General features: G+C 67.5%; 4 protein-coding genes. All 4 read right to left on the bottom strand.

Annotated features, from left to right (window positions below):
• Positions 1 to 86: 86 nt before the first annotated feature.
• The 4 genes from ACMGT0_RS14700 to ACMGT0_RS14715 all read right to left on the bottom strand — a co-directional run bounded on the left by ACMGT0_RS14700 (position 87) and on the right by ACMGT0_RS14715 (position 14764).
• On the bottom strand, positions 87 to 5306 hold the full coding sequence (locus tag ACMGT0_RS14700; protein WP_416773202.1) for an NEL-type E3 ubiquitin ligase domain-containing protein: 5220 nt from the start codon (positions 5304 to 5306) through the stop codon (positions 87 to 89).
• A 47-nt stretch (positions 5307 to 5353) separates the two neighbouring features.
• Positions 5354 to 9274, bottom strand: coding sequence for a dermonecrotic toxin domain-containing protein (locus tag ACMGT0_RS14705; RefSeq protein ID WP_416773204.1), 3921 nt, complete (start codon positions 9272 to 9274; stop codon positions 5354 to 5356).
• Between the two features lies 1 nt (position 9275).
• Positions 9276 to 14258 (bottom strand): dermonecrotic toxin domain-containing protein, encoded by a 4983-nt coding sequence (locus ACMGT0_RS14710; protein WP_416773205.1) that lies wholly within the window; start codon positions 14256 to 14258, stop codon positions 9276 to 9278.
• 71 nt (positions 14259 to 14329) lie between these two features.
• Positions 14330 to 14764: a hypothetical protein gene (locus ACMGT0_RS14715; protein WP_054062338.1), complete on the bottom strand. Its 435-nt coding sequence runs from the start codon at positions 14762 to 14764 to the stop codon at positions 14330 to 14332.
• Positions 14765 to 14766 lie beyond the last annotated feature (2 nt).

Consider the following 14766-nt stretch of genomic DNA (forward strand, 5'->3'; position numbering starts at 1 on the left):
GCGCGGAGGCGGGGCGGGGCCGCTGGAATGCCGGCCACGCTACCGCGACCGGCGCGGGCGGGGCGGTAGATAGTGCTGGCGCTGGCTCACAGCCCGTGCTGTTGGCGCAGTTGCTCGGTCAACTGCGCCAATGCCCGCTGGTAGGTCCTGGCGATACGTTCGGCGTGGCTTTTGTAGGCACTGTCGCTCATGGCCCGGAGGAACGCTTCGGTCTGGGTCAGGCCCAGGGTCCGCGCCGACTGGCTGATGGTCTGTTGCAGTGCGTTCTTGCGTGCCAGGTCCAGGGCATCGCCGGTGAACCATTCGCGTTGGGCGTCCAGCAGGTCATCGAGCGCGCCGATCATGTCGTCGCGTTGCTCCCTGGGTTCCTTGAGCCGGGTCTGGCCGTAGCGCTCCAGCAGGTATTCTTCCCAGAACGGCTGCTCCAGCAGGCGCCTGGCCGCTTCGCCGGGCAGGCGCTCTTCGGCCAGGATGGCCCGACTGGCCTGTTCCAGTGTCGCCCGGTCGACGTTCGCCTCCTGGCTGTAGAGCATGCTCCCGGCCTGCCAGGGCAGGTCCAGCCGGTCGGCCAGGCCGATGCGGAAGGCCAGGTGGATTTCCGCTTCATGCACGGCTTCCTGGCTGTTGCGGCGCGCCTCGATCACCTGGCGGGCCCGCTGCTTGACCTGGGCCAGGCGGGCCTTGCCGCGCGCCAGCCGCAACAACGGCTCTTCGCGCTGTTCGAGGGGCAGGGCCCGGGCCTCGTGCAGCAGCACTTCCAGGCCCATGTCGTCGAAGGTCACGGTCATGCCGTCTTCACAGGTATCGGCCTCGATCATGCTGCCGCTGGTGTCGACCGCGCGGTTGGCCATGAGGTACAGCCGGTGGCGCAGGCTGCTGTCCTGCTCGGCGGCCTTGACCATGCGCCAGACCCGATCGAGCAGTTGCGGGCGGTGGGCGCCGTGGCCCTGGAGGTAGTCGGCGGAGTTTCGCAGGTCGGCCAGCACCTTGAAGAAGGCTTCGGAGGCCTCGATATCGTCGCTGGCCAGGCGCAGCCAGGTGTCGCGCCGCAGTTCGTGCTCGGCGGTGTCCGGGCCCGGCAGCCAGGGCGCGCTGTCACGCGGCACCGGCGAGGCGCTGCCCCAGCGGTTGTGGTGCTGGCTGGCCTGGGAGTGCGGGCGCGAGTTGTTGCTCGACTCGGAAAGGTCGTCACTCTCGGGCAGCACTTCCAGACCCAGGTCGATGCCGGTCTGCTGGCGGTAGCGGGCGATGCGTCGATGCAGGTCGGCGGGGATCAGGTTGGCGTCGAGGTTGATCGACAGGTTGAGTTGCTGGCGGGCGGCGCTCAGGCCGAAGACTTCGTCGGGAACCTGGCTGATGCGGTTGTCCCGCAGGTCGAGGCGGCGCAGATCGGGCAAGCGGTCATAGCCCTGTGGGATCTCGCGCAGGCCGGTATTGCGCAGGTTCACGAAGCGCAGGGCGGCCAGCGGGCGCAGATCGGGCAGGCTGCCCAGGTCCGGGTTGTTTTCCAGGTTGAGGGTTTGCAGGTGGCGCAACGGGCTCAGGGGGCTCGTGCCGGCGGCGGGGATGACCAGTTGGTTGTTTCTCAGCTCCAGGTGCGTCAGCCGGCTCATGTGCGCCAGGGCCGCCGGCAGGCGCGTGAGCAGGTTGCCCGAGAGGTTCAGCCGCAGCAGGTTGGGGAACGCTCCCAGAAACCGCTCCAGCGATGGCGAGTTCTGCAGCGTGATCGAACGCAGGTGCAATTCGGCGACATGCACGAAGCGCCCGGACAGCAGCGGCAGGCTGTCCAGCGGGTAGCCGGTGAGGGTGAGTTCATGGCCGGGCACGCGCGTGCCCTGGTGGTCGAGGACGATCGGGTCGCCCTCGTGGTCGATGGCGCGATCGGTTTCGTGGCGCCAGCAGCGCTTGAGCTGGACGGCGAAACGCAGTTTGCCGTTGCCCTCGGCGCCCTGGGGCTCGCCGACCCAGGCCTCCAGCTCGTTTTCCAGGGTGCGGTATTCGCCTTGCAGGGCGCGCAGCCGGCCGATCGCCGCGCCCTGGCCGAGGTCGCGCAGGCCGTGCAGGGTTTCCACCTGCGCCAGCGACAGGTTCGGGTACAGCTCGCGGGCCAGCCGGCTGACGAGGGATGTGCCCGGACCGTTGCCCGCGCCGCGGCCGCTCAGGGCGTAGCCGACCCGGCCATCGGCCAGGCGCAGTGGCGAACGCCAGCGTGGCCTGATGGGCGGCAGCGACAGGTGCCGCGCCAGTTCCGCGCGGGGCAGCGGCGGCAGGGCGCGCAGGGCCTGCTTCAGTTGCGCGCCCTGGCCGACATGGGGAAAACCCAGTGCCTGGCGCTGGGCATCGGGCAGGGCGTGCAGCACGCTGGCGTACAGGTCGTCGGCACCGTGCAGTTCCTGGCCCTGATCGTCATGGGCCTCGTAGCGTTCGCCGTTTCTCACCAGCACCTTGCGGATCGGCGCCGTCTCGGGGCCGAGGCTGTCGAGCAGGGGGCCGGCGAAGAAGCGGTCCCGTACCTCCAGGCGGACCTGGCTCGACCAGCCCGGCAACTTGCCGAGCATCAGCAGCACCAGGCGATACCCCTCGGCCTGGCTGACCGAGTCGAGGTACAGCGGCTCGTACAGGCGCGCCAGGCGCACGTTGCGCAACAGGTAGCGGGCTTCCTCGGCCAGGCGCAGCGGTACCCGGCCGGCGGCCAGGCGTTTGCTTTCGTTGCCGTCGGCGGCGCGGGCCAGCTCCTCGGCCAGGCGGTCCGGCAGGCCGGGGAAATCGCGCTGCAACAGGGCGGCCCCCGGTTCGCCACGGCTGGCGGCCGTGCGGTGGCGGTAGTGGGATTCGAACAGGTCCTGGCGGCGCTTGAGCGCAGCCCCGGCCAGGCGTCGGCGCAGGGCCGCGACCCGGGCCGCCAGGCTGGTGCTGCCCTGGCCGAACTCCTCGCGCAGCAACAGGCGGATTTCGCTGTCGTCGAGCGGGTCCAGCACCTGGCGGAGCAGGTCATCGGCCTCCAGCTGCGGCCAGCTCACCTCGATCCGTGGCACCTGGGCGTCGATGCCCGCCGGGTATTCCTGAAGCGTGCGCCCGGCATCGTCGAGCAGCCGCAGGACCCGGGTGGCCGGCCAGACCGGGTCGCTGGTCAGCAGTTGTAGCTCCATGTGCAGTTCGTCGAGGGTGCCGCCCGAGTTGCCACCGTTCTCCAGGCGTTGCAGCAGGTGCGCCAGCTCGCGGTCGAGGGCGAAGCGGGTCACGCTGTCGCTGAGCAGTGCGGGGGTTCGCCCGCGGTTGTGATGCAGGGCGCGCAGCACGTCGTTGTCGACGCCGCTGATGTGCAGGACACGCTGCGCGGCGCTGGCGTCGAGGCGCGCGGCTTCGGGGCCGAGGCGCTGGAACAGGCGGGCGTCGGACCAGCCCAGGGGCCGTTCGAAGGCGTGGCGCCAGGCGCCGGCGCCATTGCTGTGGAATTCGGGGGCGTAGGGGTGCAGCAGTTCCTCGGCGCGGCCATGGCGGGCACGATAGCGTCCGGCCCTGCGCGGGTCGGCGTGCAACTGGTAGTAGCCGTCGTCCAGCGGCAGATAGCGATGGTCCAGGTACTCGTGCAAGCCCAGCCGATCCGGCTGGGAGCGGGCCGGCAGTTGCAGCGGGTGCCGATAGGGGCCGAGGTCGGGTTTCCACAGCCGGGTGATGCCCTGGCGCACGCTGACCGGGATCAGCCCGTCGACGAAGGCCGAGCTGTCCAGATGCGGCAGTACCACGCCGGCGCTGCCGATGAAGGCCAGGTTCATCACCACGCCGAGCAGTTGGGCCCAGGCCTGGCGGGTTTCCCCGGCCTCCCAGGCCTCGATGCCGGCGTAGACCTCATGCAGCAGGCGGGTGCCCATGGCCAGCAGCATCACCTGGCCGACGCCGGGGATGAACACCAGCAGGTTGAGCAGGTCCATGGCCGCGTCGGCGAAGCCGAGGAAACGCGCGATACGTGCCTGGCGATCCTCGTCGTCGGTGGGCACCGCCAGGGCCCGGGCGTCGCCGAGCAGGCGCTCGATCCTGGATTCGCACTGCTCCCGGAGCAGGTTTGGCAGCGAGGGGCGGCTGTCCGTCGGCAGGTACAGTTCGATCAGGTCCAGCCCCACGCGCCGTTCGGGATCGACGGCGTAGTCGTCCCACAGGTCATGGCGGTCGCCGGGGTCCAGGCGTTTTTTCAGCGCGCTGAAGAACGCCGGCTGTTCGCGCAACGCAATGAACCCGGCGAAGAAACGCCGGAACCGGGCGCTGTGCAGGCGCGTGCGCAGGTCGATCATGAAGTCCGTGCTGGAATCGTAGTGGCGCAGCGGATGCAGGTCGTCGTTGGGCAGGTAGACCAGGCAGCGCCGCGGTGACGGGCCGGCGTCGGGGCGCAGGAACAGGACTTCGTCGAGGTCGACGCCGAGCATCCGCAGGCGCGCGGGCTGCACCGGGTGGCCGCCCAGGCGCAGGTCCGTGCCGCCGGCCAGCCAGTGCGTGAGCATCTGGTAGGCATCGTCCGGGATGTGCGCCTGCATCCGCGCCAGGTGCACCGCCTCGGCCAACTGGTTGTGCAGGTGGGTGGTCCAGGTCTGGCGGACCTGGGCCTTTTGCGTGGCATCGGCCGGGTTGAGTACCGCGTGCAGGTGTTCCTGGTAGCGTTGCCCCAGGTCGAGCTGGCGGCACAGCGTGGCGAACTGCTCGGGGCGCAGGGACAGCGCGCGCTCCCGGTCATAGGCGGCGATCCGCACCTGCTCGGTGCTGTGGTCGCGGGTGATGAACTCGTCGCCTTCGGCGGGCGGTTTGGCCGCTTCGTCGGCGGTGAAGTTGTGCAGCGCCGCTTCCAGCAGCGTGACATCCCAGTACCAGCCACTGACCTTGGGGTCGCCGGCGGAGAAGTCGAGCAGCCCGCCCAGCCTGGCCGGACGCGGCGTTTGCAGGCGGCGCACGAAATAGGTGTCGCGCACATCCAGCTCCAGCCTGAAGGTCTGCCGGATCGCCAGTTGCAGCAGCGGCGCGGCGAAGGCTGCCAGTGGGGTGATCTGGCCGAGCAGGCTTTCGAACGGGTGCTGGCTGGCGCAGCGCGCCAGTTGGCTGGCCTCGAAGGCGCCACGCAGGCTGGCGTCGGCCTGGCTGTACCAGGCCGGGGTGGTGGGGGGGATGTCGAGCAGCGGCTTGAGGCAGGCCGAATGCCGTTGCTTGAGCGGCGCCGGCAGGCGGCTGGCGATGAACGCCTGGTGGCGGTTCAACTGGGGGGCAGGGGAGGCGGCACCAGGGGTGGCGCCGCTCGTAAGGGTTGTAGTGGGTACAGTCATTGGCACGGGCCCGTTGAGTGATTCGAACGGGCAGGTTAGGCGCCGTCTTATCCTGGGCTGCGGTAGGTATGCATGCTGCCTGGCTCGACATCGAGGTCGTCGGGCGGGCTGGCGAGTCCCTGCGCTTGCGGCGCCTCGGCACTGTTCAGCGTGCGGATCTGCTCATCGCTGTAGCCGTGGTTCAGACGCAGTTCCTCATCCGCCTTGACGGTTTGGCTGGTGAACAGTGCCGTGAGGAAATAACGGTCCTTCTCGATACAGCCGTCATGGGTGCGGATGTCGACGGGAAAGGCCACGGCCTCGACGTTGTAGCCACTGCGGGCCTGCCTGGCGGGCACACCGTCCTCGTACTCGAAGATCGTGTTGATCCGCGACAGGATGTTGTCACCACTGAGGCACGGCAGGGCCGTTCGTGGCTGGCCGTCGCGAAAGCGGATCAGTTCCAGCGAGCGCTCATACTGGACCCAGGTGGCGAAGGGGTCCAGGCGATGCTGGCAGACGATCAGCGGAATCAGCATGCCGCCATAGACACCGAGCAGTTCGCCGCTGGCCAGGTCGCGGCGGGCCGTGACGTGGAAGCGGCCGACCAGGTGCTGTTCGTCGGCGGAGCGCATGTGCTGTGCCTTGAACCGCCTGATGCCGAGCTTTCTTTCGTACAGCCGTGCCACTTCTATCCCCTGTGCGAGGTAGGGCAGCAGTTGTTGTGCTCGTGCCTGGGACTGGGCGCTGCCGGGTGTACTGGAGTAGTGCAGCGCGATGACGGTCAGCGCCTGTCCATCCAGGTCCCGCAGGGGGTAGCGGGCATTGTCGATACGATCGTAGGTCAGCGGTGAATTCAGCTGGGTACGGTAGGATTTGGGCGTCTCCAGGCGCTTGTGCTGTGCCTGGGTGAACAGGCTGTTTTGCGCCGGCTCGTCGGCGCTGTCGTTGGCCGTCGGTACCGGCAGGCGTTGCGCCTTGTCCAGCAGGCGGTGCTTGTGGTCCGGGTCATGAAGCGTCCACCTGGGGTTGGATCGGCTTCGGCGTTGCAGCAGCGGTTGATAGAAACCGTAGGGGTTGCTGGCGTTGAGCAGGCGCCAGCCTTCGGGTGTCCAGGCCACCGGGTAATAGCGGTGACGTTCGAGAATGTAGTAGGGGTGGGCATGGTTGGAGAGGGGGCGGCGATTGAGGTTCCGGTAGACCCCGTCGTCGCCCGGCTGCAGGCCGGAGACCACCCGGCCGGGAACCGCGAACTGCACCGGCAGGGGCGCGGCGGAAGCGCTCATCGGCGGTTCCGGGAAGCGTTGCAGGGCACGCACCGCGGGCACCTGATCGCGCAGCCTGGTGGCCTGGCGAAACAGTGCACGTTTCAGGTCGGTGGTGGTCTGGTCTTCCTCCAGGCTGATCTCATTGCGCCGGCCCAGGTCCCGTTGTGCCCGGGTGGGCAGAGCCTGCCACAGGGCCTTGTAGAAATCGGGTTCGCTCGCCAGGGTCTTGCCCTGGCGGTCCTGAATCTCGTACAGGGCGTTCCTTTTCAGCAACCGGCGGTAGTTCAGACTGCTGTCCGTGCCGATTCCCTGGATGGGCGTGCACCGCGCGGCTTCGGCTTCCATGAACTCAAGGCGCATATCCGCCGGCCAGCCGGCCAGGGTTTCGAACAGCGAGAAGGCCAGGTGTTCGCTGTGCCGGGCATGGGGCCAGTCCGGGTGCAGGCCTTCGAATACCCGTGAAACGTGAAGCTGCTCCAGGGCCCGCTCGATCTCCCTTGCAAGGCATGGCAGCGTGGGTTGGCTCTGCTCCAGAAGCGCCAGGGTGAAATCCAGATCCTGCAGGAAGCTCAAGGGCAGCTCGGGATACAGGACCCGCAGGCGCTGCTGCTGTGAGGTGTCGGGTTGCTCGAGCTGTCGATACAACTGGTCGAACAGCTCGGGCATCCACTGTATTTCATCGACCTCGATCCACTGCGAGCCCTTGGGGTACTGGATGAACTTGCGTGATTTCTGTTTCCTGATGCGCAGCGAGGTTTGCGCAGGCGCATCCGGCAGCAGTTGCACCAGCAGCGAACGGATTGCCGAGCAGAGTTCGGCGCAGTGGCTGTCTGACCCCCGATCGAGGCTGGAACCCTCGATTTCCTTGACGATCCACAGGCGCTTGAGGCTGTCGAGCAACTGTGGCGAGGCACGACGGCTGTGTCGATGGAGTTGCTGCAACGTCTCCAGGCTGACGTGTCCCAGCAGCAACAGGGCATCGGCCAACGGTCGCGGCAATTGTGCCGCCCGGGGCGACAGGCGGGCGAGCAGCGTCGACTTGGGCCACTGCCTGGTGTCCTCGTGTATCGTTCGCCAGGCGCCGACGCCGTTGTGCAGCAGCGGCGGCGAATAGAGCGTCGGCTGGGTCGGGCTGACGATATGCCAATGACCGCTGGCGTCGTTGTAGCGGACTTCGTAATAGGTGTCATTGAGCAACAGGTAGTATTTATTGGTCCACTCATGCAGGCCCAGTGCGTTGGTTTGCCATTGGCCATCGGGCAGGCGCAGCGCCACCCGGTAGTGACTGGGGTCGGGGTTCCAGAGGCGGGTATGGCCGTGTGCACGAACGGGGATCAGGTCGGGCAGCGAGCGGGCTTCCCTGTGCATCGCTGGGGTCACCTGGCCACCTGCCCGGGCCTCGATGATATTGAGCAGATGCAGGGCGCCGGCCTGTCGTTGCGCCTTGCTCCAGGTGTGGATGTCCTGGTAGACCAGGTTCGTATCGATCATGTCCAAGGGGTCCGAGAGGGTTCGCTTGAACCTGGGGATGGAGTCCTTGAGGCTGGACAGCAGGTTCAACCCGGCCAACTGAAATTCGTCGAGCAGTTTTTCCCGCTCGGCGGCCTTCACGTCTTCCGCGGAGGGCGCCAGCCGTCCCAGGTCGCTCATCAGGTGCAGCAGGCGCAGTCGGTGGATTTCCTCGAACAGCTCCACCTCGATCCAACTGGAAAGGTCGACGATATGAATGTGCGCTTCGCTAGAGGCGTGCAGAGCAGTTTTCAGTTTTTCCCGCAGCAGGGGTTCCTGGTGATCGATCGGCAGGAGCTGGCTGATCCGCTGCCGAGTGCGAGCCGTTTTCAAGTGGGCTACGAGTGCCACCTGAAACATCAGCAGCGAGCTGTATTCCTGAAGGGGATACTCGGGGTGGCCGGGGAAGTACACGGCGCACCGGCCCCGGTCATTCTCCGGGTCGGCCGCGAAATGGATGACGCCCGGCAGCACCTGGCCCAACAGCCTGACCCGATGGCACAGCAGGCGCTTGCCGAAGGTCTGGTTGCGAGGGAGCAGAAAGACCTTGAGCGCCTTGGTGCACTCAAGGCTGAGGTGGCCACTCAGGTAGGCCATCTGCAGCTCGGCATTGAAGCGGTTGCGCTGGTGGTCGATGAACAGCTGGTGTTTTTCGCCGGAAGGCCGGGGTTTGTTAGCCTCGCTGCTGTCGTCGAGTGTCTGCCTGAGGTGTTGCAGGTACTTGCCGCCCAGGTCGAGGTGGCGGCAACGCCGGGCGAACACTTCGGGTCGCAGGCTGCTTTTGACGCCCTTGGCCTTGCCCGTGAGGTAGATGGCCGAACCGCTGCCGAACGCCGTGCTGCGCGTTTCCCAGTCTTCGAAGTTGAGCAGGGCGGCTTCCAGCAGGCTGTGCTCGGGGCTGGCATCGTAGATGGGCTGCCAGAGGAAGCTGTCGCGGTGCCAGGTCTTGTCCAGGGTGGCCCGTTGCATGTCGTGCAGTTCGGGGTGGTCCGCCTTGAGGTCCAGTTCCAGGATCGGTTCGGCAAAGGCATCCAGGCTCATGAGGGGGGCCAGGAACTCGGCGGCCCGCGTTGCGGATTGATAACAGGTGAGCAAGGCTTCACGCAGGTCGGCGCGTTGTTCGGCGGAGGTGTTCTTCAGCCAGTCCGGTAGGCGACGCCAGATGAAGCGTCCGTAAGGCAAGGCGGCAGGGGCTTGAGGTGTGCGCGGCATGTCAGGCGACCCTCGGCTCGAGTTCCTGCAGGGCCTGCTGGGTGAGGCGCTCCAGTTCGTCTTCGTATTCGCGGGCGATTGCCTCGTAGAGGGCCTGGTATTCGGCGTCGGTCATGCTGCGGGCGAACACCGCCTGGTCCGACATGCCGAGGATACGGGCCGCGGCCTGTATGGCCGACTTCAGCCGGGCCTTTTCCGCCGCGGGCAGGCCGGCGCTGGCGAACCAGCGCTGTTGCGCGCTGTGCAGGTCATCCAGGGCGCCGCCCTTGTTGTCGCGCAGGGCTCTTTTCGCATCCAGTTCCTGCAGGTACTGGATGTCCAGGTAGTCCCGCCAGAACCCTTGCCGCAAGGCTTCCCTGACCCGGTCCAGGGGCTGTCGTTCGAGGTCGAGGATGCTGGCGTAGGCCCGGTCCAGCTGGTCCTGGTCGATGTTGGCGATCTCGCCGTATTGCATGGTCGAGGCCTGCCAGGGCAGGTTCAGCCGTTCGACCAGGCCGGTGCGGTAGGCCAGGTAGACTTCCGCCTCATCCGGGTTGCGCCCCTCGGCCTTGCGCCGATTGATCTCCGCGCGCGCCTGCTGGTTGACCCGGTTCAGGCGGGATTTGCCCCGGGCCAGTTCCAGCAGGCTGGCTTCGATCTGCTGCGGGGTGGGCTGGGCATAGGCCTCGTGTTCCAGCACATCCAGGCCCATGTCGCTGAACACCACGGTGATGCCGTCTTCGCAGGCGTGGGTATCCGGGGCGTTGGCCTTGAGCAGCAGCTTCTCGCGCAGCGCGGTGTCGGCGACCATGGCGCGGACCATGCGGCGGACCTTGTCCAGCACCCGCGGGCGCAGGTGGGTGTCCAGATAGTCGGCGGACTTTTGCAGGTCCTGGATCACCCGGAAGAACGCCTCGGACTGCTCCGCCGGCTCTTCATTGGCCAACAGCAGCCAGTCATTGTGAAAGGCTTCCTGCTCCTGGGGCGCCAGCCCCTGCAGCCAGGCCTCCCCATCCCGGGACACCGGGCCGCGGGGCAGGTGCGGGTTGTGGATGGGCTCATCGTCGAGTGACAGGTCATCGTCCTCCGAGTCGATCGGCAGCTCCAGGTTGAAGTCGATATCGGTCTCTTCGTAGTACTCGACGACGTCATCGAGGTTGTCGATGGGGTTGTTGAACAGGTCGAGGGCCCTGGCGATCCGCTGTCCTTCCTGGCTGGTGCGCAGCAGCGCCGACGGTACATGGGTCAGGCGGTTGGAGCGCAGGTTCAGCAGGTTCAGCCCGTGCAGTCGTTCAAAACCGCTGGGCCAGGTCGCGAGCCCGCAGTCGTTGAGGTAGAGGTAGACCAGTTCGGTCATCGCGCTGAAGTCCGGTGTGCGTCCCAGTGCCGGGTTGCGACCCAGGTTCAGGCTTCTCAGGCGGGTCAGGGCGGCGAGGCGGCTGGCGTCCTGTGGGGTGAGGACGATGCGGTTGCTGCTCAGGTCCAGGTGGGTCAGTTGCGTCATCGATTCCAGGCGCGCAGGCAGTTCCTGGAGGATGCCGCCGCGAATGCTCAGTTGCTGGAGCCTGGGGAAGCGCGCGAGAAACCCGTCGATGTTGCTCGGGGCATTCGGGAAACCATGCAGCAGGGTCAGTTCGCTGACATGGCTGAAGTCCGCCGAGAGCGTGGGCAGGGGCGTCAGGTCGCCCATGGTGAGGAAGTTGAACTGGACACCGCCCAGGGTGGAACTGGTGGAAGGGGCGCGGCGCCAGCAGCGTATGAGACTGTCCGCCAATTGGCTGCGCAACTGCTGGTTGGCGATGGACCCCGGGGCGGCCGTCGACCAGGCATCGAGTTCGGCGCAGAGGGTGTTGTATTCGGCCTCCAACGCTTCGAGACGGCGCACGGCCGCGCCTTCGTTCAGGCCCTGCAGGCCGAGAAACCTTTGCACTTCCTGCCAGGCGTGATCCGGGTACAGGCGCTCGGCCAGTTCGGTGAAGGCCGCCGAGCGTGAGCCCAGGGACCGTCCGCCGGCACCGCTGCCACTGAGAGGATAGCCGAGCCGGCCATCGGCCAGGCGCATGGGCGGTTGGTAACCGGGGCGGATGGGCGGCAGGCCGAGCAGTTTTTCCAGCTCCCGGCGCGGCGGCAGCGGCTGTTGCAGCAGGCGCTGGCGCAGGCCCTCGGCCTCGTGGGTGCCGGGAAAGCCCAGGGCCTGGCGTTCGGCATCGGGCAGGGCGTGCAGGACGCTGGCATACAGGTCGTCGGCGGCGTGCAGTTCCTGGCCCTGGGCGTCGTAGGTGTCGTAACCGCCGCCGTTGCGCACCAGGATCTTGCGGATGCTCGCCGACTCGTCGCCGATGCTGTCCAGCAGGGCGCCATTGACGGTGCGCTCGCGGATCTCCAGCCGCACCTGCCGCGGCCAGCCGGGCAGCCTTTGCAACAGGCGCAGGATCAGGCGGTCGCTGTCGGGGTTGGGCCTGGACGCGAGGTAGAGCCCTTCGACGGCACGCGTAAGGCGCTGGTTGCGCAGGTAGTGGCGCGCCTCTTCGGCCAGGCGCAGCGGTACCCGGCGGGCGTTGAGCAGTTGCTGCAGTTCGAGCGGGCGGGCGTTGCTCGCCAGCTCTTCGGCGATGGGGCTCGACAGCCCGGGAAAGTCGCGCTGGATCACCGCGGCCGCGGGCAGCTCCGACTGGGTCCGGTAGCGGTAGTGCGAGGTGAACAGGGCCTGGCGCTGCACGCTCGCCTGGGAGGCCAGCTTGCGCCGCAGGTTGGCGGTGCGGGTCTGGAGGCTGAACGGGCCGGCGCCGAATTCCTCGTCCAGCAGGGTGCGGATTTCACCCTCGGTGAGGTTTTCCAGCACGTGGCTCAGCAGGCGGTTGGCATCGAGGCCCGGCCATTGCAGGTCGATGCGGCTGACCTCCGGCGGCTGCCCGGCCGGGTATTCCTGGATCTGCGCACGCTGGCGGTTGAGCAGGCGCAGGACCTTGGTGCGCGGCCAGACCGGTTCGCTGGTGAGCAGTTGCAGTTCCATGTGCAGCTCGTTCAGCGAGCCGTCGGCCGCGGCGCCACTGCTCAGGCGCCGGATCAACTGGCTCAGGTCCTGGTCGAGCCGGAAGCGGGTGAGGCTGTCCTGCAGCAGCGCGGGCGGTGCCTGGCGGTCCATGTGCATGCGCCGCAGCAGGTGTTCGTCGATGCCGCTGGCCTGCAGGACGCGGTTGGCCGACTCGCTGTCGAGGCTGGCGGCCTGTGGGTCCAGCCGGGCAAACAGCTGCGGCTGTTGCCATTGCTCGGGCCGTTCGAATTCCAGTTGCCAGGCGCCCTTGCCGTTATGCCGCAGCAGCGGCGCGTAGGCCTCGGCGCGGTTGGGGTGGCGCAGGCGGAAGCGATGGCGGCCGTTGTCGGGGCCGACCCGGTAGTGGCGGCCTTCCAGTTTCAGGTAGGCGGCGCCCTGGTGGTGAGTGAGGCCGGTGGCGTCGGGGTGCGCCCGGCCGAGCTCGGGCAGGGTCTGTTCGTAGGGCGCCAGGTCGGCTTTCCAGAGTGCCTGTTTGCCGGGCTCGGGGCTGATCGGGTGCAGCCCCTCGATGAAGTCCGCGCCGTCGAAATCGACGTGCATCGCGGTCGCCAGGCCGAGCAGTTCGAGGTTCAGCACCACGCCGAGAAAACCGAGCACGGCCTGTTCCTGCTCATGGTGCCGCCACTGCTCGATGCCGTTGAAGAGCTGCACCAGCAGTTGCCCGCCGGCCACCGCGAGCATGGCTTCGCCCAGCCCGGGAACCAGGAACAGCAGGTTCTCGGTCCAGTTGAGCAGGGACTTGAGGCGGGCGTTGCGGGTTTTCCGGTCCTCGTCGTCGGTGGGGACCGCGGTGACCCGCGCGTCGTCGAGCCGCTTCACGGTTTGCAACACGCAGAATTCGTCCAGCGGGTCATCGCCGAGGGAGCCCAGTTGCAATTGCAGGTCGGCATTCGTTGCCGGCTTGCGCTGGCCCGTGAGGCGGTCCAGGGGGGCCAGGCATTCGGCCAGCGCCTGGAAGAACGCCGGTTGGCTGCGCACGTGCACGTAGCGCCGGAAGAAGGTCTGATAGTGGCTGTCGCGCAGGCGTTCGCGCAGGTCGTCATGCACGGCCTGGCGCGAGGCGTATTGGCGCACGGCCCCTTTCGGCTCACCGGCGAGGTAGAGCACGCAGGGGGCCTCGCTGCTGCCCGACGGCACCTGGCGTTCGATCAGCAGGACCCCCTTGAGCAGGGCACCGTAGCTGCCGCTGGGGTTGGCGAAGTCGAGCAGGGTCAGGGTGTTGCAACTGATCGGGCGCTGGTCCCAGCTGGGCGTGCGATCCGGGTCGAGCAGGCTCTGCAGCATCTGGTAGGCGGCCTCGTCCAGCTGGCCCTGCAGCCGGGCGATTTCCGTCTGCAGGGCCAGTTCGTCGCGTTGCTGGCGCTCGAACAACTGGCGGTAGCCGGCGCGCTGACCCGGCTCGGCAGACAGCAGAAAGCCTTCGATGTGTTTCTGGTACTGGCCGCCCAGGTCGAGTTGGCGGGCCAGGCTGGCGAAGTCCGGCGGGGTGATCGCGTGCTTGAGCGGCAGGCTGCTGGTGCGCAGGATCGCCGAGCCGCGGTCGAAACCGAAATGGCCGGTTTCGCTGCTTTCGAAATTCTGCAGCGCCGCCTGCAGCAGGCTCTGGTTGACGATCTGTTCCTGGCGGGGGCTGCCGAGGGTGGCGGCGGCAAGGATGTGGACGTGCTTGAGCCGATCCTGGTACACGTCCAGGCCCGGGCCGTAGTGTTTCAGCAGGGCCTGGGCCAGCAGCGGGGCGGCAAATTCCCTGACGCTCTTGAAACCGTCGAGGTGTTTGGCCAGGGCGGCCTTGGACGCCTGGCTGCGCTTGAGGCAGGCGGCGAAGGCCTGGCGCCGCTCGAGGCTGGCGCCGGAAAGCCAGGTGGGCAATTGGTCGATGATCAGGCGGCGGTTGCGCGCCGAACGAGGGGTCGCGGTGGCAGGAAGAGGGGCTTGGGGGGAATTGGGCATGGCCTGTGGTCCGATTCGTGGTTCGAATCGGACACACTAGGGGCGGGGCCACGTGCGGATGTGGTAGGTATCTATGGCATGGCGTAGCTTCGACACAGTTGCTCGAAGGCGGGCAGGTCATCGGTCACCGCCTGCGCTTCGTACAGGGTGTCGCAGAGGCTCGGCAGGTTGCCTGCATCGAACGAGCAGAGCAGCGAGGACAGCGCCCTGGCCTGTTCGAACCCGCCCAGGGCCTGCTCCGAAATCTCCCCTTCATCGGCGAGGCGAAAGTACTGTTCGTCCAGTTCATCGGCCTTGGCGCCGAGCAGGGCGCGGTCCTGCGCCGTGGCATGGTAGCCGGGTTGCAGCAGGCGTTGCAGCGGGCCTTCGCCCAGCAGCCCGGCCACATCGGTCCTGGCGCAGGCCCATTGCGCCACCGCGCAGGCGAGCGTTCGGCGGCGGGCTGCCGGCAGGCTTTCGGCCCAGTTCACCAGTTCTGGCGCTACCGTGGCGAGTCGAGTGTTCATGT

Source organism: Pseudomonas sp. RHF3.3-3, assembly GCF_048069595.1.
Classification (GTDB): domain Bacteria; phylum Pseudomonadota; class Gammaproteobacteria; order Pseudomonadales; family Pseudomonadaceae; genus Aquipseudomonas; species Aquipseudomonas fuscovaginae_B.